Origin of the sequence: Haloarcula laminariae, assembly GCF_025457605.1 — an archaeon.
In the GTDB taxonomy this organism is placed as follows: Archaea; Halobacteriota; Halobacteria; order Halobacteriales; family Haloarculaceae; genus Haloarcula; species Haloarcula laminariae.
Map to the genome: position 1 here is coordinate 948611 of NZ_JAMZFY010000002.1, position 20143 is coordinate 968753.

15 protein-coding genes are annotated in these 20143 nt (G+C 67.2%); 6 read left to right on the plus strand and 9 right to left on the minus strand.

All coding sequences use genetic code 11. The features are described from left to right. Positions 1 to 4: 4 nt before the first annotated feature. Positions 5 to 1480: a replication factor C large subunit gene (locus tag NJQ98_RS16555; protein WP_262180683.1), complete on the minus strand. Its 1476-nt coding sequence runs from the start codon at positions 1478 to 1480 to the stop codon at positions 5 to 7. Positions 1481 to 1595: 115 nt separating this feature from the next. Between NJQ98_RS16555 and NJQ98_RS16560 the strand changes: the two genes are divergently transcribed. The 3 genes from NJQ98_RS16560 to NJQ98_RS16570 are packed head-to-tail and all read left to right on the plus strand — an operon-like array spanning position 1596 to position 3552. Continuing rightward, positions 1596 to 2162: a DUF7978 family protein gene (locus NJQ98_RS16560; protein WP_262180685.1), complete on the plus strand. Its 567-nt coding sequence runs from the start codon at positions 1596 to 1598 to the stop codon at positions 2160 to 2162. Between the two features lie 51 nt (positions 2163 to 2213). After that, positions 2214 to 2789: an archaellin/type IV pilin N-terminal domain-containing protein gene (locus NJQ98_RS16565; protein WP_262180686.1), complete on the plus strand. Its 576-nt coding sequence runs from the start codon at positions 2214 to 2216 to the stop codon at positions 2787 to 2789. Positions 2790 to 2844: 55 nt separating this feature from the next. Further along, a complete protein-coding gene (locus tag NJQ98_RS16570; protein ID WP_262180688.1) occupies positions 2845 to 3552 on the plus strand; it encodes a helix-turn-helix domain-containing protein in 708 nt (235 codons plus the stop codon). Between the two features lie 89 nt (positions 3553 to 3641). Here the strand turns inward: NJQ98_RS16570 and hmgB are convergent, their stop codons facing one another. After that, entirely contained in the window at positions 3642 to 4979 is a 1338-nt protein-coding gene (gene hmgB / locus NJQ98_RS16575) for a hydroxymethylglutaryl-CoA synthase (protein WP_262180690.1), read from the minus strand. Between the two features lie 308 nt (positions 4980 to 5287). Here hmgB and NJQ98_RS16580 point away from each other — a divergent pair, with 308 nt between their 5' ends. Then, positions 5288 to 8116 carry a BGTF surface domain-containing protein gene (locus NJQ98_RS16580; RefSeq protein WP_262180691.1) on the plus strand — a complete coding sequence of 943 codons (2829 nt, stop codon included), beginning with the start codon at positions 5288 to 5290 and terminating at the stop codon, positions 8114 to 8116. Positions 8117 to 8205: 89 nt separating this feature from the next. Further along, positions 8206 to 9585, plus strand: coding sequence for a hypothetical protein (locus NJQ98_RS16585; RefSeq protein ID WP_262180693.1), 1380 nt, complete (start codon positions 8206 to 8208; stop codon positions 9583 to 9585). Between the two features lies 1 nt (position 9586). Here NJQ98_RS16585 and NJQ98_RS16590 read toward each other — a convergent pair whose 3' ends face one another. The 4 genes from NJQ98_RS16590 to pdxS form a co-directional block, all read right to left on the minus strand. Next, on the minus strand, positions 9587 to 11692 hold the full coding sequence (locus NJQ98_RS16590; protein ID WP_262180695.1) for an Ig-like domain-containing protein: 2106 nt from the start codon (positions 11690 to 11692) through the stop codon (positions 9587 to 9589). Between the two features lie 43 nt (positions 11693 to 11735). Then, on the minus strand, positions 11736 to 12317 hold the full coding sequence (locus NJQ98_RS16595; RefSeq protein WP_262180697.1) for a DUF2150 family protein: 582 nt from the start codon (positions 12315 to 12317) through the stop codon (positions 11736 to 11738). A 196-nt stretch (positions 12318 to 12513) separates the two neighbouring features. Continuing rightward, entirely contained in the window at positions 12514 to 13713 is a 1200-nt protein-coding gene (locus NJQ98_RS16600) for a mechanosensitive ion channel family protein (protein WP_262180698.1), read from the minus strand. Positions 13714 to 13774: 61 nt separating this feature from the next. After that, positions 13775 to 14683: a pyridoxal 5'-phosphate synthase lyase subunit PdxS gene (gene pdxS / locus NJQ98_RS16605; protein ID WP_262180700.1), complete on the minus strand. Its 909-nt coding sequence runs from the start codon at positions 14681 to 14683 to the stop codon at positions 13775 to 13777. A 155-nt stretch (positions 14684 to 14838) separates the two neighbouring features. Here pdxS and NJQ98_RS16610 point away from each other — a divergent pair, with 155 nt between their 5' ends. Next, positions 14839 to 15606 carry a DUF1405 domain-containing protein gene (locus tag NJQ98_RS16610; protein ID WP_262180702.1) on the plus strand — a complete coding sequence of 256 codons (768 nt, stop codon included), beginning with the start codon at positions 14839 to 14841 and terminating at the stop codon, positions 15604 to 15606. A gap of 9 nt (positions 15607 to 15615) precedes the next feature. Here the strand turns inward: NJQ98_RS16610 and NJQ98_RS16615 are convergent, their stop codons facing one another. From NJQ98_RS16615 to NJQ98_RS16625, 3 genes are all read right to left on the minus strand, one after another. Next, positions 15616 to 16407 (minus strand): hypothetical protein, encoded by a 792-nt coding sequence (locus tag NJQ98_RS16615; RefSeq protein ID WP_262180704.1) that lies wholly within the window; start codon positions 16405 to 16407, stop codon positions 15616 to 15618. 68 nt (positions 16408 to 16475) lie between these two features. Continuing rightward, a complete protein-coding gene (locus tag NJQ98_RS16620) occupies positions 16476 to 17276 on the minus strand; it encodes a hypothetical protein (protein WP_262180705.1) in 801 nt (266 codons plus the stop codon). A 70-nt stretch (positions 17277 to 17346) separates the two neighbouring features. Next, positions 17347 to 20010: a valine--tRNA ligase gene (locus tag NJQ98_RS16625; RefSeq protein WP_262180707.1), complete on the minus strand. Its 2664-nt coding sequence runs from the start codon at positions 20008 to 20010 to the stop codon at positions 17347 to 17349. Positions 20011 to 20143: the final 133 nt, after the last annotated feature.

The window sequence follows — 20143 nt, forward strand, 5'->3', positions numbered from 1 at the left end:
CGAGCTACATGAAATCCGAGAGGCCCGACTGCTGGTCGTCCTCGTCGGCGCTGTCGCTGTCGGGCGTCTCCGCCGGGTCGTCGCCCGCCGTGTCGTCCCCATCGAGCGTCGCCTGCGGGTCGTCGTCCGACGCGTCGGTGTCCGCCTCGCCATCGTCGGCCCCGTCCGCCACTGCGCCCTCGAAGGCCCCGCCCGAGTGTTCGACGGCCGCTTCCTCCCGCAGGCGCTCGGCGTCCTCGACGATGGACTGGACTTTGTTCGTCGACTCGCCCGAGCCGGTGATAAAGGAGACGTGGTCGGCCTCCAGTTCGTAGGTCGCGGCCATCGCCACCGTCAGCTCGCGGTTGGTACAGTGGTGAGTCATCGTCGCGAGGAAGGGCATTATCTCCCGGCGGGCCGTGCGCATCGAGACGCCGTCGATGGCCGCTATCTTCCGGGCGACGTAGTCCCGCGTGTTGCGCGCCCCCTTCGACCGGCCCAGCTTCGACCAGTAACTCGGCGGCCCGTAGCGGGTCCAGCCGCCCTTCTCGCCGTCGCGGGCGGCCGCCACCCCGGCGGTCATCGCGTCGCCGGCGTAGCGCCAGAAGGAGTAGTTCTGACTCGCACGCACGCGCCCGAGCCAGCGGTCGGCGTCCGAGAGCGACCGGTAGGCCCGCGCGAGTTCGGCGCCCTCGTAGTCCTTGGGCATGTTGTCCTCTATCCAGTTGATGAGGTCGTCGGGGGTCTCGTCGACGTCGTAGCTCCCCTTCAGGGCCTCCTCGGCGGTGCCCTCCTTGAGGACGACGTCGAGGTACTCGAAGATGCCCGACGACGTGTCCCGCTCGCCCGAGACGTAGTCGTCGGCCTCGATGCGGTCCCGGCCCTCCGCCGTCGTCTGGAGGTCCTTGATAGCGCCCCGCAGGTCGCCGCTGTTCTGCTCGGCGATGTCCTCGATTGCGGCGTCGGTGTACTCGATGCCCTCCTTCCGGCAGATGTCCCGCAGTACCGGCACGATAGAGCGCTTCTGGACCGCGGAGAACTCGATGTCCTGGCAGTTGTTCCGGAGGCTGTTCGACATCTCGTAGTACTCGTTGGCGATGAGTATCATCGGCTGGCCAGCCTCCTTGACCAGCGAACCGATGGCGCGGGCCCCGCCGCGGTCGGAGTTCCCGTGGATGTTGTCGGCCTCGTCCATGATGACGAGTCGACGGCCCGCCCCGCCGGCGGTGAGCGTCCCCGATTTGGCGGCCTCGCCGGCCACCTGCTCGATGATGTCTTTCGTCCGGGTGTCGCTGGCGTTCAGCTCGATGGTCGGCCAGTCCATGTCGCTGGCGAGCGCGTGGGCCGCGGAGGTCTTGCCCACCCCCGGCGTGCCGTGGAGGATGACGGCCTCGCGGTGGTCGTCCCACGTGTCGGCCCACTCCTTCAGGCTGTCGCGGGCCTTGTTGTTCCCCCGTACCTCCGAGAGCGTGCTCGGGCGGTACTTCTCGGTCCAGTCCATTGGTCCGTGGTTGGCGCGACCGTCGTTTAGGGGTTGCGGAGCAACACTCACGGGTAGGCGGCCGGAGCCGCCGGCCCGAAGACCTATCCCGGTGCCGCTCCGGGTCCAATCCGCTATGACCCTGAACAGTCGTCGCTACGGTACCGCCGCAATCGCGGGCGTCGCCGCGTTCGCGCTCTCCTACGTACTGATATACGCATTGACCATCTCGACGGTCCGTGACTCCCTGCTGACCGGGGTCGCCGAGGCCTTCGGTGACGAGGGCGCCGACTGGAAAATCGTCGGCTGGCTCTTCTTCAACGCCCAGTTCGTCACGACGACGCTCACCGTCGATATCCCGCTGTTCGGCGGGACCGACGCGGTGAACTTCATCACTGAGAGCGACTCGCTGTCCCCGGTTCTGTACCTGCTCCCGCCGGCGCTCCTGACCGCCGCCGGGCTCGCGACGGCGCGCCTGAACGGCGTGACTGAGACGGCGGACGCGCTCAAGGTCGGGCCCGCGGTCGCGCTGGGCTATCTCCCGCTTTCGGTCGTCGGCGCGCTGGTGTTTGCCATCAGCCTCGGTGAGAGCAGCGGCGGGTCGCCGACCCTGCTGACCGCCGTCGTGCTCGCGGGCGTCGTCTACCCGGTCGTCTTCGGGGCGGTCGGGGCCGTCGCCGGGGCGGTGCTGGCCGACGACTGACACTGCCGGCCGTCCGACCGTTTTTATCCGAAGGCGAGGCCAGCGCCGGTCGTGCAACGAGTGGACCCACCGGACGACCGAGCGGTCTCGCCCGTCGTCGGGAGCGTCGTGCTCGTCGGCCTCGCGCTCCTGCTGGCCGCCACCGCATCGGCCACGGCGCTGGGGTTCGCTGACGGGCTCGCCACCCCCGCGCCGACCGTCGCCCAGTCCAGCGGGACCTACGACCGCTACGCCGCCGGCGGCGGGCGCTACACCGAGCAGGTCGTCCGGCTCACCCACGAGGGCGGGGACACCCTGACCGTCGCCGATATCGAACTCGTCGTCGACGCGAGCGACGCCTGCGGGCAGACCGGTCGGCTGGTGAACCTGCCGGCCGAGGGGGACGACCCGCGGCCCACCAGCAGATACGTCCGCGGCGACGACATCTTCGACAACTCGGCGGACTCGGTGGAAGGGCCCATCGGCACCGGCGACGTGGACGACGACGGCGAGTGGTCCGCCGGCGAGACCGCTCAGTTCCGGCTCGCGACGCGGGTCTGTCGCGTCGACAGCGGCGACCGGCTCGTCGTCCGCGTCGTCCACACGCCCACTGACGCCGTCGTCGTCGACCAGCGGATTACGGCCTGACACCGCCACGCCGCTCCGGTACCCTTTTGTCCGCGACCACCTTTCCCGTCAGGTAATGGCACGCGGTGTCCGCGACGAACTCGCCGAAAAGATAGCCGGCGAGGTCGCGCTCAGCGACGACCCGGGAGCGACCCTCCGGAAGTGGCGGACGGACTTCGACGTCGCACAGACGGCGCTGGCCGAGCGGCTGGACGTCTCGCCGTCGGTCGTCTCGGACTACGAGAGCGGCCGCCGTGACAACCCCGGCATCGGCGTCGTCCGCCGGCTGGTCGACGCCTTGCTGGACATCGACGAGGACCGCGGCGGCGACCGCATCCGGCAGTACGCCCGCGTCCTCTCGTCGGGCTTCGACAGCGAGGTGGTACACGACCTCCGGGAGTACCCGGCGACCGTCGGCGTCGAGCGGGTGTACGACGCCATCGACGCCGAGGAGCTCCACCGCGGCGGCGCCGACACCGTCGCCGGCCACACCGTCATCAACTCGCTTGCGGCCATCACCCGGCTCTCCTCCGACCAGTTCCACCAGCTCTACGGGCAGTCGACCAACAGGGCGCTCGTCTTCACCGGCGTCACCCGCGGCGAGTCGCCCCTGGTGGCGATGCGGGTGCTCTCGCCGACCCCCAGCGCCGTCGTTTTGCACGGGCTCGACGGCGACGACATCTGGGAGTACGCCCCGGAGTTGGCTCGCATCGACGACGTCTCACTGGCGGTGACCGACGCGGACCTCGAAACCGTGCTGGACGGGCTGCGCGGGCTCCCGTAGGCCGCGTCTCTCCGGCATCGACGCCGGACGGTCGACTCTCTGTGGTCGAGTTCGGCGTATTCGCGCCGTCGCCGCTCGCTCGGTATCGCCTACGAGACGTACGTGTACGTCCGCTCGCCCATCCGGCCCCAGCCGTCGAAGACGAACTCCTCGCTCGGCTCGGTGAAGGCCTCGGCGTCGGCCTCGGCGTCGTGGTTGTGGACGTCGTGAATCTGCTCGTACTCCTCGAAGGACATCTCGTAGCGCTGGCGAATCTGCTCGTCGACATTGAGCTGGGCGATTTCGTCTTCCCAGCCCTCGACGACGGTCTCGGCGTGGACCTCGGCCTGGGCGCCCGAGCCGTAGGAGGCCACCAGCAGCTGCTTCCCGTCGAGGTCGCGACCGTTCTCGCGGGCGTGTTTCAGCCCGGCGGCGCGGGCGATGTGGACCGAACCCGTGTACCAGTTGCCGACGTGGCGTGAGATTTCCAGCGTCGGGTCGATGGTCTCGGCGTACCACTCCTGGTAGCGCTCGGTCTCGGTCAGCGCGCCGGTGTACTCCCGGATGGCCTCGTAGAAGGCCTCGTCGGAGTCGTAGGCGTCGGGAACGGGCTGGTAGCCGATTTCCTCGGCGAGTTCGTCCTCTATCTCCGTATCGCGGGTGATGTGGCGGTAGCCAAGCGCCGCGGCCTTCCGGACCATCCCCGGGAACGGGGTGTGGAACGGGATGAGCGGGTAGTCGTCGGGGTGGATGTCGCCCGAAACCGACGCGAAGTCGTCCAGCGCCTCGCGCATCCGCGCGAGGTAGACGTTCACCGACCGTTTCCCGTCGACGGAGGGGAACTGCTGGTTCGGCTTGAGGAAGTCCGTCTCGTCGGCGCTCCCGAAGCCCTGTTCGGTCGAGAGTTCGACGAGGTCGGGGTCCTCGTCGACGAGCATCGCCACCGCGCCGGCGCCCTGGGTGGCCTCGCCGGGGTCGTCACGCGCGTACAGCGCCGTGTCCGTCGCGATGACGATGGCCGCCCGGTCCCGGTTGCGACCGGCCCGAATCCAGTTGTACGCGTCGTCTAAGCTCTGGGTGCCGGAGATACAGGCGAACTTCCGCTCGCCCTTGTTGGCGTGGTGGAAGTCGCCGTCGTAGACCTTCTCCAGACAGCCAGCGACGTAGGTCGAGACGGGCTTTGAGTTGTCGAAAGAGGACTCCGTGGCCACGTCGATGCGGCCGATGTCCTCGGGTTCGAGGCCCTTGCGGTCCATCAGCCGGTGGGCGGCGTTGGCCGCCATGGTCACGATGTCCTCGTGGACGTCCGGGAACGAGGAGGCGTGCAGTCCCAGCCCCTTCGTGTACTTGCCGGGGTCGTCGCCCTGAGCCGGCGCGAACGTCTCGGCGAGGTCCAGTTTGAGCTTTCCAGTCCAGATTTCCATCGCGTCGATGCCGACTGCAGTCATTGCCGGAGGGTCAGTTCGCACGTATATATGGCTGTCGACCACTAGTTCGATGAACGTCGAACTGGCGTGCGACCGAACGCGGCAGGCGACGGACGGCCTGACACAGCGCTTACAATCGCTGAACATAGCCGGTGCTTTCATATCGACTCACGCTAAGGTTATAGCCATCAACGCACCACGCAACAGCCGGTTGTGGGACGGGACGACCCCGGAACTGTGGTGGAACTAGCAAGGATGCACGTGAGCAACCCAGTGGATAGAACGCACGCCGGGCCAGGCGGGGACACGCCCGGCCAGGGGCGATACCGATGACAGCTCGGTCCCGGAAGTGTCGAAGTGTCTTCCTGACGATGCTGCTCGTGTGTTCGCTCGTCGCGATGGCGGGGCCGCTGGCCGGAAGCGCAAGCGCGATACAGACCGCGGGGAACACGTCCGTGCTGACGGCCGGACCGAACTGGTACGGCCAGGAGTTCACTGTCGACGTCACACAGGGCTCGGGCGGCGAGTTCACCGCACAGAGCGGTGACACGGTGTATCTGCTGGAGGTCGACGAGGGGACGGACAGCGTCAACCGCACCGCGCGGGTCCTGACAGTCAACAGCAGCGGCTACATCAACCTGGAGACGGAGGAGCTCGAAACCGACGGCCGGCAAGCCTACGCGCTCAACGACGACAACGAACTCAACAGCGGCGCGGTCAACTTCACGCTGGAACCCCAGACCCTCGACCTTGAGTGGGAGCGGGACTCGATTGCGACCGACAGCGAGTCGGTCGCGCTCGAAACCGTCGAGAGCAACCGCGGCGCCGGCGAGTACAACGTGACGATACGCGCGGACGGGTTCGACTACGAGCAGCTCCGGGCCCTGTTTGTGCATTCCGGGACGGACCTCACCGAGGTGACCGACCGGAGTCATCTCCCGCTGGAGAAGCTTGGCTTCGACCCCGACGACGGCGACGGGCTGGACGACATGCGCTCGGCTGGGTACATCACGCTGAACTTGAGCACGTCGACGAACTTCCGGCAGGACGGGGAGATAATCGCGAACTTCTCGAACCTGGAGGCCAACGAGACGCTCCCGAGCGACGGCGAGTACCAGTTCGACATCGCGGTCACCGACGCGACGACCGAGGACACGGCCGCGATTACCATCGGCGGCGCCGAGGCCGACTTCGAAAAGCCGCTGTACACGCGGGCCGCCGGGGACGTCGCCGCCTTTACCGTCGACCTCGGTTCGACGGACCAGACCTGGGTGCAGCTACGGGACAGAAACTCCGAGTTCGTGGACGTACTCTACGTGGAAGACGACGACGGGGACGGGCGGGTCACCTTCTACGCGAACACCCGCCTCATGGGAACTGACCACTCGGAGCTGAGCGGCATCAGCGAGGGCGACGCCGAGGTGGTCTATCACTCCAACGACACGGTCCAGAGCTACATCCACCACGAGACGATTCCGTCGGTCAGCGGGACCAAAGTCGGCGACGCCAAGTTCTACGACGCCGAGACGGCCAACAGTTCCAACGAAGTGACGTTCAGCCAGTACACGCAGGCGGTCAACGGCGCCACGCCGACCAACCAGCTATCCAGTCCGCTTGCGACGACGACGTACGAACTCGTTGCTGACCGACGGGGGCGGTTCACGGTCGACGACGGCGAAGCGGCCGTCGACCGGCCGCTCGGCGAGACCGAACTGGACCTCGTCCAACCGACGGTTCGGGAGTCTAACACGTACGTCGCGCCCGAGAAGGAGGCCGACAGTCAGCGGTCGATAGACGAACTGGAAGCCAACCTCACATCCAGAGACGCTGCCGCTATCGGCGACCGTCTCGTTTTCCGATTCAACACGACCGGCATCGCGGGCGCGCTCGCCGCTATCGACTACGCACAGAACAGACACAGCATCGACACCGGGCTGTCCGAAGGGTACGGCGTCGACGTGTTCGCCGAACTCGCAATCGACTCCGAGGGGACCGACTGGGAGGGCGAGGGCGTCAATTTCACGCTGCTCGGCGAGAACCCGCTCAACGGGCCACGCGACCGGTTGGCACTCGAAGACGGGGAGAATCAGGACGCCTACTTCCTCCTGGACCAACAGACGGCTGAGGGCGACCCGGGGACCCTGTACGCGGTCGTCGACACCGGGTCGACGGCCTACGACGGCTCGATCACCGACGACGAGCAGTACGACGCCGCGTTGAGTTACATCGCGGGCGGCCGATTCAAGTTCAGCGGACAGGGCCCACAGGGGGGCAAGGGCGGCGACGCGACCGACCCCACGTTCCCGTACTACGACAGCGTAATCACCGAGAACGTGACCGAACGGCGGACCGTCTCCTTCGAGTCGACCACCCTGACGTTCGATGCAGTCGACGACGGGACGGTGGCCCTCGAACCGACCCGGAACGCGCGGGTCTCCGGGGACACGAACCTGGCCCCCGGGACATCGGTGACCCTCGGCGTTCGACTGGCCCCGCCGTCGGACGCGCTCCCCGACGAGGACCCCAGCTTCCTCGCCCAGCGGGAGATAACGGTCAACGCCGACGGGACGTTCAACGCGACGTTCGACCTCAGTGACCGCACCGTCGGCGAGGCCGCCACGGTTCGGGTCGAACGGGGGCAAACGACCGTCGGGTCTTCGGACGCTGAGTTCGCGAACGTCGACGCCGTGCAGGGCCCGTACTTCGAGACGGACCTCGACGTGCCCCCGTCGGCACAGCGAAACGAGACCGTGAGAATCACCGGGACGGTCACCAACACCGGCGAGGAAGCCGGGACAGCGGACGTGACCATCACCGCCACCGGGACGAACCCCGTCAGAGGTATTTTCGACCTCGACACCGGCGAGTCGCGGCGAGTCAACCACTCGGTGCGGATGGAACAGACCGCCATCGACGTTCGTTTCGAGTCCCAGGACACCAGCCAGCAGAGCACGGTCGAGTACGAGGACCCGACGGCGCCGGCCACACCGACGCCGACGCAGACGCCGACCTCGACCTCAGCGACGGCCGTGGACGGCCCACAGTCGACCCCACCGCCCGCTGACGCCGGTGGCGGGGGCTTCCCGTGGCTCCTCGGCGGCGTCGGCGCGGCCGTGACTCTGACCGGTGCCGCACTACTGGTGATTCGATGGTTGTGATGCGTGCTGCGACCGGAAACCACAGGAACATGTTTATGACTGCGCCCGGACCTAGCGACCACTTAAGCGGCGAGGGAGGTGACCGATAGATGGGATACAGCCGCCGAACCGTGCTCGGATTGCTCGGCGCCAGCGTCGGACTCGGCGCCGTCGGCGCGGCGCGACACTCGACGCTCGCACAGTCCGAGGTCTCCGAGCAGCAGCCGACGACGTCGGAGGCCGCCCGACAGACGAACGACGGCGAATCCGGTACCGCCGGCGACGGGACGCCCTCCGCGCTGTCGCGGCGCACCGAGGACGTGATGGACGAACTGTCGTGGTTCGCGGGCGAGTACGACGACGCTATCGCCGCCCTCCGGGACTCGGCCGACGACGTACTCGCGGCCGTCAGTGACCACGGCGCGACCATCCAGCTGTCCGACACCGTCGTCGAACGGCTCGACGGGGAGACCGACCGACCGCGGCTCGACCGCGGCTGGCCGTACGACATCTGGTGGGACGAGGGCCAGCGGCGCTGGCGCTACGTCGACGTCGCGTGGCAAGACCCCACCGACGAGGTGACCGACGAGACGCCGCTTTCGGCGAGCGCCGTCGCCGATATCCGGGCCCGGACCGACGCGTTCGTCGACACCTTCTCGGCGGAGCTGGACCCGCATTTCACCGGCCTCGCGGCGGAGGAGTCGTTCGCGACGGCGACGGTGGACACCATCGCGGAGTTCAACCGCCGTGGCGACATCGCGATGGTCGTCGCGGGGCTGGTCAGGCTGTACGAACACTACGAGGCGCTGTCGAGCGCGGCGTACGTCGACGACTCGCTCTCGGACGACCCGGTCCGCAATCGACTCGCCGGCTATCTCAGCGCACCGGCTCCGACGAACACGCCGGCGCTGTTCGAGGTGGAGTACTGGGGACGGTCCGGTGACACCCACCGAGCGTTCGTCTACGGCGACAGCGTCGGCGGGGCCCGCCGCGACGAGCTGTACGACGGCGAACCGCTGGCTACCATCGACGGGTCGACCGGCGACGCCGGCGGCATACGGCTACAGGACGCCGTCAGCGAACTCAGCGTGTCCGCCGGCCGGGTCGACCGCTGTTACGTCCTCGTCAACGAGTGGGACCGGCCCGACAGCGGCTACTACAGCGCGGAACTGACCTCACAGCCCATCTTCGTCCAGCGCTACGAGTCCGCGGCGGCCGCCAGCGACGTGTACGAGCGGCTCCTGGACCGGACGGACATCTCCGAGGCGGCCGCCGACGTGACACTGGGCGCCGCGGACCCGGACGCGTGGACGCCGCTCCGCTTCCCCCACCAGGGACAGCCCTGGAGCGCGGTGATGCGACAGACCGGGCGGCACCTGCTCGTCGCCGGCGTCGCTCGGCGGCCGTTCGAGCAGCGGGAGACCGAGGTCCCGTCGACTCGGTGGACAGCGCCGCTTGAGCTGTCGTGGCTGTGGACCACGACTGCATAGATTACGTACTGTCGACGCTGGTGAACTCGTACGTCCCCGTCGAGCCGTCCTGGAACCCGAGTTCGACGGTCACGTCCTTGCCAGCGACGCTCTTCGCTTTGTTGTTCTTGTAGAACTGGTACATGTACACCGTGGCGAGATTCCCCGAGTTCACGACCGCGTTTTCGTTCAGTTCCTGGACCGTGTCTAGTGGCATCTCAGTACTGTCCTCGTCGTAATACGGTTCACCGGACATCTCGACGACGCCATCGGAGCCCGAGCTCGAATCGATCCACACCTCGTGTTGATACGGGTCGTACTCCCCGCCGTTCTGCTCGAACAGGGAGGCGACCGAACTATCGCCCACCGAGACGCTGATGTTGGTAATCGTTACCGACCGGCTGTTCCGGTTCTCTATCGTGAACTGGAAGCCCTTGTCCCCGTCGTACGTCTTGCTCCCCGTCGAGACCACGCTGTCACCGGCTTTCCCGCCACCGCCGCCGCCCACGTTGAACGACGCCGTCTCACTGTCACCGGTGTCCTCTCTGACGAAATCGACGTCCAGCGGGCCGGCCTGGCTCCCGGTATCGACACCGACGACGGTAAACGAGACAGTGTCCGCTGTCGCAATCGGATTGTCAGCCGAGAGCGTCACGGTAAACGTGCCAGTACCAGTGTCGACGTTGCTGTCCTCGACACTGACGCCCGCCGGGAGGTCCGCTATCTCGTAGTTCTCGTAGTTCACCGTCGACTGCTGGGCGTCGTCGAAATTGATGTAGACCGTTTCACCGGCGCCGATAGACTGGTCCGCCGGTGAGAACGAGACGGTCTGGTTGAGCCCGCTGCTGTCCGCTTCGAGGTTGCTGACGCTCGTCGAGGAAAACCCGTTCACGCTGCCACCGCCGCCGCCGTTCGCCGTCACTCGCACGTCCATCGTGACGTTCTCGGGCTCCGACGCGCTGAAGCCGTCGCCCAGCCCGCGGTAGCTGAAATTGATATTCTGGATGCCCGTACTCGCGCTCTGTGTGGTCGTGTACTCGAAGGTCACCCGGCCGTCGCTCCCCGAGACCTTCTCGGAGTCCGTCAGTGACCCGTCGCTGCCGGGGTCGACGCCGCCATGGACGGTCACGCCCTGGACGGGGTTGTTGTACTCGTCGCGGACTTCGAGGACCAGGTCGGCGCTGTCCCCTTTCGCGACCGACCCGTCGCCGCCCACGTCAGTCAGATACGCCGCCTCCTCGCTGGAGACGCCGTCCCCGACGCCGGCCTTGGCCATCCGGAGGCGGTAGTCCGCGCCCCGCTCGAACGTTATCGTGAGGTTGTAGTACGGACCGGGGCCGTCGGTCGCGGTGACGTCGGCGACGTATCTGTCGTTGCTGAGGTCGCCCGGATTACTGTCGATTTCGTCTGCGAGCAGCTCCTTCCACTTCGACTCGGGGAGCCGCGTTGGCACCGAGACCGAGACGTTGCTGGTCGACGCGTCGTTGCTCACGATGATGGGGTCGTTCGACCGGCTCACCGGCCGGACGTCGACGGTGGTGGAGCCGCCCGAGCTACGGCGCAACGACCCGTTGAGAGCGACGAGGGTGATATCTCTCCCGTTGACCATCGTCTGTTCGGAGAGCGTGAGGTTGGCGGTCGGGAACTGGTTGTACGCGACCGAGTGGCCGTAGTAGGTCGTCGGCGGGTTGCTGTAGACGTTGTAGTTCGGGCTGTAGGCGATAGTGCCGGTGTTGTAGGGCCTCGCCGTTCCGTTCCAGACGTCCCCGGTCTCCCCCGCCGCGGCCGCGTTCCGGACCGTGATGTTGTACCGCATGTCGGTCGTCCCGTTGGTCCGCACCGACCCCGACGGGGGCCCGGGGTTTCTCGCGACCAATCGGCTCGGGTACCGGGTCGCGAGGCTCACGGAAACCGCCCGCGAACTGGTCGAGCCGGGGACGGAGACGATGGCGTTGCGGAGGTCCTGCATATCGGACTGGACCTCCTGGTTGTGATTGAACTCCACCTCGCGGTTCTGGTCGGGGACGACGAAGGCCTGGTAGCTGGAGAAGGCGATGATGAGGACGCCAAACAGCAGTACGGCGCCGATCTGGATAGATTGCCCTCGCCGGTCCCCGACCAATTCCATGCCGACTACTTACGTACTGGTACGTAAAAACCTACCCGCCGGGTTACTCGTCGTCCTCTTCGACGACTTCCGGGTCCGACAGGGCCGTCTGGAGGCTGTCCAGCCCGTTGACCCACTCCGAGACGAGCCCGTATTCGAGGTCCTCGACGACCTCCATGGGCAGTTCGTCGCCGTCGATGACGCGCGTCCCGGCCTGGACGCAGTAGCCGAGCGCCGCGTCGAGGTCCTCCTCGGCCTCGGCGTCGGCGGCCGCCCCGACGTAGTCGGTGACGGTCGCCTCGTCGGCGACCCCCTCGGCGGTGTACTCCTCGGCGGCGTAGAAGACACAGACCAGCGAGGTCTGGACGCCGTCGATGAGCATCAGCGTCTCCTCGTCGTCCATCTCTATCTCGTCGAGGACTATCTCGCGGACCCCCGACAGCTCCGACAGCGCCGCCTCCTCGTCCAGTTCGCCGTCGTCGTAGTCGGTGAGTATCTTCGCGACCGCGATGGCGGCGTCGTCCTGCAGGTTCAACAGGAGGCGCGCCGAGTCCTCGTCTTCGGGGTCGATCCCCTCGTTTTCGATGCGGTCGAGCCAGTTCTGCCAGCGTTCGTCTGTGTAGTACTCCCCCGGCGGCGTGCTCATATCTCCCCGTACGTGCGCCTGGGGATAATAGCTTCGACAGCCACTTGCGCCCGTAGTCAGGGTCGTAACCGCGATACGGGAACGGGGCTTGCCGGTTCAGGCTCCCGGGCGTCACGACCGATATCTCGGCCGGGACCGGTGTGGCGTTCCGCTCACGGAGACGGGCGGTAGCGGGCTCCTCTCGCCCGGTTCGGTACTAGTCTTCGGTCCGGATGCCGCCCGCGGCCTCGCTGCTGGCCTGCTCGTCGCGCATCGTGAGCGTGCGCTGTGGGAAGGGGATGTCGATGCCCTCCTCGTCGAACGCCGCCTTGACCGACCGCACCACTGCCGAGACGGCCCGCCACTTCCGGGGCGGCGTCGGGTGGTCGATCCAGAACCGAAGCTCAAGCACCACGGCGGAGTCGCCGAAGGACTTGGGAATGACCTGTGGCGGCGGGGAGTCGACCACGTCGCCGACGCCGACCATCGCCTCGCGGGCCAGTTCTTTCGCGGTATCGACGTCGGTGTCGTAGTCGACGCCGACGTCGAGGGTCAGTCGCAGGAGCCCCTTCCGGCTCCGGTTGGTGATGGCGCTGTCGCTCACCCTGTCGTTCGGCAGCACGACGAACTCCCCGTCGAAGTTCTCCAGACGCGTGTTGAAGATGGTGATGTCCGTGACGATGCCCTCCTGGTCGCCGATGACGACCCAGTCACCGATGGTGAAGGGTCGGGAGAACATCAACACGAAGCCGGCGATGAGCGACCCCAGCGTCTGGCGGGCCGCGAGGCCGACGACGATACCCAGGAAGCCGGCCCCGACGAGCAGGCCGCCGACGTTTATCTGCCACACCGCGAAGATGGTCGCACCGATGGTGACGAAGATGGTGACCTGTCCCACCCGGAGGAGTATCTCCTCCTGATGGTCGGTGAAATCCGAGAGGGCGGTGCTAAAGCGCTCTATCCACCGCTGGAGCTGGTCCGACGCGACGAACGCCAGCATGATGAGAACGATAGTCTGTATCGTCGGGACGAGCGTCGGGTCGCGGTTCTCCAGGAACGGCCGGAGCGTCGCCGCTACGTCCGCGACTCCCCAGACGACGAGAAACGAGACGACGACGACCGACAGTACGGTAAGCTGGGCCGTCCGCAGCAACAGCCCGCGAAACGTCGTCGGCGTGTACGCCGCGACCGCCTGGAGCCAGTTGCCGTCCCCCATCCGGTCGGTCGCGGCGGCGCGGAGCCGCGAGAGAACTGCCGGGATGACGACGACGGTGAGAACCAGAACGGCCACCAGCAGGGCCGTCGCGACGACCCGGCCCTGTGACGCGGCAAGCCCCTCCAGTATCTCCTGGAACGTCCGTACGAGGTCCAAAAGTCCCTTGTTCGCGTCGGTCGCGGCGGTTTCCGTCTGCTGCACACTCCCAGTCACTCGTCGACTGACTTGGTTCTTCGTCTTTGGCTAGGCGGGGAGACCGGTCTCAGACGCCGCGGCCCTGAAGCTTCTCTTCCTCGGGGAGGTCTGCGTTCGCGTCGCCTTTCATCCCCTTGCCGACGTTCTTGGATATCTCGGTCAGTTTCTCGGCGTCGTCCCAGTTGTTGACGGCCTCGACGATGGCGGTGCCCATCGCCTCGGGGTCCTCGGCGCCGAAGATGCCCGAGCCGACGAAGATGCCGTCACAGCCGTGGTGCATCATCAGGGCGGCGTCGGCCGGCGTCGCGATGCCGCCGGCGGCGAAGTTCACGACCGGCAGGCGGCCCATGTCGGCGGTCTCGTGGACGAGGTCCGCGGGCGCCTCATGCTCGCGGGCCCACTTCTCGCGCTCCTCGTGGCTCATCCCTTCGAGCTTGCGAATCGACCCCTTGATGTTGCGCTGGTGGTGGACGGCCTGGTTCACGTCGCCGGTGCCGGCCTCGCCCTTGGTCCGAATCATCGCCGCGCCCTCGTCGATGCGGCGCAGCGCCTCCTGGAGGTTGCGCGCGCCACAGACGAACGGCGCGGTGAACTCGCGCTTGTCGATGTGGTAGCGGTCGTCGGCCGGCGTCAGGACCTCGCTCTCGTCGAGCATGTCCGCGCCCGCCGCTTCGAGAATCTCGGCCTCCTTCCGGTGGCCGATGCGGGCCTTGCCCATCACCGGGATGGAGACCTCGTCGATGACCGCCTCCAGCGAGGCCGGGTCGGCCATCCGCGCGACGCCGCCCCGCTTCCGGATGTCCGCCGGCACCGCTTCGAGGTTCATCACGGCCACCGCGCCGACGTCCTCGGCGATGCGGGCCTGCTCGGGCGTGACGACGTCCATGATGACGCCGCCCTTCTGCATCTTCGCGAAGCCGCGCTTGACCAGGTCAGTGCCGCGGCGGAGGTCCTCCAGATCGGTAGCTTCAGGCATTACGCCGAGCTTAGGACTGGATTAACTTAACCCGTGTCCTTGGCGACAACGGATACCCATACGGGGTCCGACGTGCGCGCATCCGATGCGAGTGCAGTCGACGCGGCGACCGCTGGACCGCTATCGGTTTACCGCGGGAACTCACACAGGGAGATATGTCGGTTCTGGGCCGGACCGGTGAGCGAATCGAGTCGCTCGTCGCCCGGTACTTCGACGCACCGCTGCCCGAATCGGAGGGGCTCCCGGCCTACGTCGCGCCGCTGCCCGAGTGGCTCGAAAACATCGGCCTGCGACTGGCCTGGCCCATCGCAATCGTCAACCTCGTCGGGACGCTGTTTGGCTTCTGGTACTACGCCGGCCGGCCGCTGAACCTCTCGCCGCCGCTGCTGGGCGGGCAGCTGGGCGCCGCCACGCCGCTCGCGTATCCGCTGATTCCGGACTCGCCGGTCGCGACGCTGTTCATCGGCCTCTCCTTTGCGGCGTGGAAGCTCGACTGGGACCTCCAGTGGCTCCACGCGCTGGCCTTCTTCGGCTGTATCAAGCTCGGCCTCTGGACCCCCTACGTCCAGCTGGTCATCAACGGCCCGGGGGATATCCCGGTCTGGCTCTACTGGTTCCTGATTCTCTCCCATCTGGCGATGGCCGTCGAGGCGTTTCTCATCCACCGCTACGCGTCGTTTTCGGTCCCGGCAGTCGCAGCGGCCGCCTTCTGGTACGGCTTCAACGACGTCGTGGACTACTTCGTCCCGGTCCTGGGCGGCCCGCATCACACCTGGCTGCGCGCCGAACCGCTCGTCGGTCCGCTGACCTTCGACCACACCGTCCCCGCCCACGACCTCGCGGCGGGCTGGGCGGTCGTGTTGACGCTTCTCGCCACCTTCCTGGCGCTCGCGACGCGGGTCGAGAAAGTCAGGCGGTCCTGAGCCCCGGACTCAGAGCCGGGGCACATGGTCGTCCAGCACCCCGAGGACGCGCTCGGCGTCGTCGAGGCGCTCGCGGTCGTAGACGATGTCGGCCCCGAACTCCGTCCCTATCGTGAGCCACTCGTCGGTCGCCTCGTAGCCGTACACCCGCGCCCACGGGGTCCGGGACTGGTCGAACGGGACCACCCAGCAGACGTAGCGCGTGGTGACCAGCCCCGAGTCGGTCAGCCGGACCTGCGAGCGCGTCCCGGGGAGGAACACGACCATGAAGAGGCCGCCGAAGAGCCAACTGGAGGCGTCGCCGCGGACGGCCGCCCGGTACCAGAAGTAGGCGACGACGACGAGCACGCCCACGTCGGCCAGCAGCGTGAACTGTCGCCGTCGGCCGTCGCCGGCGGACGTGCCGTCGGTCGTCCGCGGGAGCACGGCGAGCGTCTCCATGTCGCCCGCCGGCCCGCCCGTCCGTTCCCCTCCGACCATCACGGCCCAGCCGACGACGGCCACGAAGACACTGCCGATGGCGAACTGATAGCGGCCGCCGGCGCCGCTTTGCACCCCGGTCCAGGTCACCCAGACGCCCAGCCCCGCCAGCGCGCCGCCGGTGAACCGCGCCGCGATTCTGTGGCCCAGCAGCCGGGTGCGGGTGACCAGCAGGCCCCCCGCGGCGATACCCAGACACGACCCCCCGACGGCGACGGCGGCGACCGTGGCGTCGGGGGACTCGCCCAGCAACAGCACGGCGGCGGCGACGCCGGCGACGTAGGCGCCACCCCCCAGCGCGGCCGGCGGTTTCCCCTGCATAGCCGGTGGCACACTTCGACGGAAAATAAAGCCGTGCGGTCGGGACCTCGGTTTCGTGCGGTGTGTGGTCACGAACCAGTGGCGTATTCGTCGAGAACGCTTTGGACACGGTCTAAGTCGTCGATTGCAGCGGTATCGTAGGTGAAGTTCAGTCCCAGCTTTGTGGCGATGGTGAGCGTCCCGCCGTCGACTTCACACCCCGTGATCTCGTCCCACGACGTGAACTTCGTACCGATTGGCAGCGGGCCGAGGTAGTTCTCCGAGACGAGCCCTTCCTCGGTCACACGGGTCGTGTGTTCGGGGGAGGGCGCAAGATACGCAAGCCCGGCTAGCACGAAAAAGAGGAAGAACACGCTGCCGGAGTTGAGATATCCCCAAGCGCCGGCGACGACTCCGAGCAGTCCGGTGACCGGACCCAGGAGCGACCAGGGCCACGGGAGGTCCGTGCCGAACACCAGACTCGTCCGCGGGAGTTCGGCGAGTGTCTCTCCCCGTCGGATGGCCGTGGCGCTCGCCGCGTTCTGCCCGGCCTGCACGACGGTGACCCAGCCGATTAACGCAAGTAGGATGCCGCCCATCGCGACGGCGTACCGGCCGTTCAATCCGTTCTGCCAGCCGACCCACGACGCCCAGCCGATGAGCCCGAACAGCGGGAGTATCGTCGCGGCGACGCTCACACGCCGTGACATCCGGTCGGCGAGTCCGTTGAGAGGCAGGAGCGCGCGCCCGCCCACCGCTCCTGCTGCCAGGCCGCCGACCGTCGTTACCGCCGCTGATTCATTCGCGAACCCCGCCAGTACCGCGACGACACCCGCCATCGACCCGACGAAGATGGCACAACCCAGTACGAATAGTGTCCGGCTCACCATATTCACAGCCGAAACACGAACGGAAATAAAATGCCAGGCTCTGCTACAGCGAAGCAACTGCCGCTCTGCCTTACCGCACCACGACGACCGCGCTCTCGGTCTCGGTCATCTCGCCCTCGCCGGAGTAGGTGCGTGACTCCTCGACCTCGAAGAGGTCGGCGCCGAGTTCGAACTCGTCGGCGACGACCAGCGTGTCGCCGTCTATCTCGTAGTCGCCCGACTCGATACCCGAATCGATGGCGCCCACGTCGCTACCGAACTCGGGGCCGACGACGGAGTAGTCGAGGTCGATACCGCTTATCTCGGTCGTGATGTCGGGGTCGTCCTCGAAAACGTCCAGTCGCTCGACGTGCATCGCTTCGGCGATGGCGTCCTCGAACCCTGCGACGTGGCCGTACACCTCGACGTGGTCGAGGTCGGCGTTCAGCGGCAGCCCGTTCTCGGTCTTGTACCGGCGTAGCGCGGAGACGACTTCCATGGCCGTCTCGCCGGCTTCCAGATCGGCCTCGTAGCCGCCCGCGACCGGCCAGTCGGTGGTGTGGACGGAGTCGCCATCGCCGTAGAGGCGCTCCCACAGCTCCTCCGTGATGTGCGGGAGGAACGGCGCGAACAGCTTGAGGAACGTCCGGTGGGCCGTCAGCAGCGTGTACTCGGTGGACGCGTCGCCGCCGTCGGAGAGGCGCTGTTTCGCGATCTCGAGGTAGTCGTCACAGAAGGTGTTCCAGAAGAACGAGCGCAGTTCGTTGCGGGCCTTCGAGAAGGCGTAGTCCTCGAACTTCTCGGTGACCGACTCGACGGTGTCGTCAAGCTCCGCGAGCAGCCAGCGGTCGACCGCCGAGAGCTCGTCGGGCTCGGCGGGGCGCTGGGCCGGCGTGAGCTGGTCGACCAGCCGGGAGGCGTTCCAGAGCTTCTGGAGCAGGCGCTCGCCGGCTTCGAGGTCGCCCTCCTTGTACGGGAAGTCGTCGCCGATGGAGGTGCCGGCGGCCCAGTAGCGGGCGGCGTCGACCGGGAAGTTCTCCAGCACTTCGCTGGGCGGGATGACGTTGCCCTTCGACTTGGACATCGCCTCGCGGTTCTCGTCGAGGACCATCCCGTTTATCATGACCGACTCGAACGGGACCTCGCCGGTGTGCTCGTAGCACTTGACGACGGTGTGGAACAGCCAGAAGGAGATGATGTCGTGGCCCTGCGGGCGGAGGTCGAACGGGTAGAGCTCGGGATTGTCCCAGGTGAAGTCCTCGCTCCCCTCGTCCCAGTCCCAGCCGGCGTTGACAAGCGGCGTCAGCGAGGAGGTCGCCCACGTGTCGAAGACGTCCTCCTCGGGGGTCAGGTCGTCGTGGCCACACTCGGGGCAGGCGTCGACCGGCGGGTCGTCCGACAGCGGGTCGACCGGGAGGTCGGCCTTCCGGGCCATGACCGGTTCGCCACAGTCCGCGCAGTACCAGACGGGGATGGGGATGCCCGAGTCGCGCTGGCGGGAGATACACCAGTCCCACTCCAGGCCCTCTATCCAGTGCTGGTAGCGGCTGAACATCTTCTCCGGGAACCAGTCCATCTCCCGGCCCGCCTCCAGGTACTCGTCTTTCTTGTCGAGCATCTCGATGTACCACTGCTCGGTGACGAGGTACTCGACCTCGACGCCACAGCGCTCGTGGACCTGGACGGTGTGGTCGTGGTCCCGGGATTCGAGCAGGTAGCCCTCGTCGTCGAGGTCCTCGATGATGGCCTCGCGGGCCTCGGTCGTGTGCATGCCCTCGTACTCGCCGGCGACCTCGGTCATCGTCGCGGACTCGTCGATGGCCAGCCGCAGGTCCAGGTCGTGGGCCTGGTACCACTCGATGTCGTTCTGGTCGCCGAAGGTACAGCACATCACGAGGCCGGAACCGGTCTCCATGTCGACGCGCTCGTCGGCGATGATGGGGACCTCCTGGCCGAACAGCGGGACCCGCGCGGTGCCGCCGACGAGGTGCTGGTTCTCGTCGTCGTCGGGGTGGACGAAGACGGAGACGCAGGCGGGCAGCAGCTCCGGGCGCGTCGTGGAGATGGTGAACGTCTCGTCCCACGTGATGGGGCCCTCGCTGTCGGCCACCAGTTCGAACTCGATGTCGTTGAACTTCGTGGCCTTGTCCTCGTCCTCCTGTTCGACCTGCGAAATCGCGGTCTCGCAGTCGGGACACCAGATGGTCGGCGCGCGCTGGCGGTACTCCCGCCCCTTCTCGTAGAGGTCGAGGAAGGACAGCTGGGAGGCCCGCTGGACGTCCGGCGCGATGGTCTTGTAGGTGTTGTCCCAGTCGACCGAGATAGCGAGCGACTGGACGTCCTCTGTGAACTCCGCCTCGTAGGTGTCACAGACGTCCCGGCACTTCTTCTGGAACTCCCGGCGCTCGAAGTCCTGGTGTCGGATGTCCAGTTCCCGCTCGGTCAGGCGCTCCGAGGCGATGCCGTTGTCGTCGTAGCCGAAGGGGAAGTAGACGGTGTCCTCGGCCATCCGCCGGTAGCGGGCCACGAAGTCCTGCAGGGTGAACTGGTAGAGGTGGCCCATGTGGAGGTTGCCCGACACCGTCGGCGGCGGCGTGTCGATAGAGAAGCGGGTGTCGGCGTCCCCGTCGTAGGCGTAGGTGTCCTCGGTGACCCAGTGGTCCTGCCACTTGGATTCGATGTCGTCGGGGTCGTACTCCCCGGTGAGCTGGTCGTCGGTCGGTTCCTCGGTCGGTGGGTCCTGTGTGTCACTCATGTGGGTTCTGCGGTCCGCGGGTAGTCGAAAACGGTGCGGGCGTCGAGGGGTGGTGTTAGTGGGGCGTGGGGACCCCTACTACGGGTACGACAACGGACGGACGCCGGACTCGACGCGCCATTAGGTGTGTATG

What these genes read in the sequence shown, in the direction of transcription:
- NJQ98_RS16560 (WP_262180685.1), top strand. Translation starts at nt 1,596, where the DNA reads ATGACCCTGAACAGTCGTCGCTACGGTACCGCCGCAATCGCGGGCGTC.
- hmgB (WP_262180690.1), bottom strand. Translation starts at nt 4,979, where the DNA reads ATGACTGCAGTCGGCATCGACGCGATGGAAATCTGGACTGGAAAGCTC.
- NJQ98_RS16590 (WP_262180695.1), bottom strand. Translation starts at nt 11,692, where the DNA reads ATGGAATTGGTCGGGGACCGGCGAGGGCAATCTATCCAGATCGGCGCC.
- NJQ98_RS16620 (WP_262180705.1), bottom strand. Translation starts at nt 17,276, where the DNA reads ATGGTGAGCCGGACACTATTCGTACTGGGTTGTGCCATCTTCGTCGGG.
- NJQ98_RS16580 (WP_262180691.1), top strand. Translation starts at nt 5,288, where the DNA reads ATGACAGCTCGGTCCCGGAAGTGTCGAAGTGTCTTCCTGACGATGCTG.
- pdxS (WP_262180700.1), bottom strand. Translation starts at nt 14,683, where the DNA reads ATGCCTGAAGCTACCGATCTGGAGGACCTCCGCCGCGGCACTGACCTG.
- NJQ98_RS16585 (WP_262180693.1), top strand. Translation starts at nt 8,206, where the DNA reads ATGGGATACAGCCGCCGAACCGTGCTCGGATTGCTCGGCGCCAGCGTC.
- NJQ98_RS16570 (WP_262180688.1), top strand. Translation starts at nt 2,845, where the DNA reads ATGGCACGCGGTGTCCGCGACGAACTCGCCGAAAAGATAGCCGGCGAG.
- NJQ98_RS16615 (WP_262180704.1), bottom strand. Translation starts at nt 16,407, where the DNA reads ATGCAGGGGAAACCGCCGGCCGCGCTGGGGGGTGGCGCCTACGTCGCC.
- NJQ98_RS16610 (WP_262180702.1), top strand. Translation starts at nt 14,839, where the DNA reads ATGTCGGTTCTGGGCCGGACCGGTGAGCGAATCGAGTCGCTCGTCGCC.
- NJQ98_RS16595 (WP_262180697.1), bottom strand. Translation starts at nt 12,317, where the DNA reads ATGAGCACGCCGCCGGGGGAGTACTACACAGACGAACGCTGGCAGAAC.
- NJQ98_RS16625 (WP_262180707.1), bottom strand. Translation starts at nt 20,010, where the DNA reads ATGAGTGACACACAGGACCCACCGACCGAGGAACCGACCGACGACCAG.
- NJQ98_RS16555 (WP_262180683.1), bottom strand. Translation starts at nt 1,480, where the DNA reads ATGGACTGGACCGAGAAGTACCGCCCGAGCACGCTCTCGGAGGTACGG.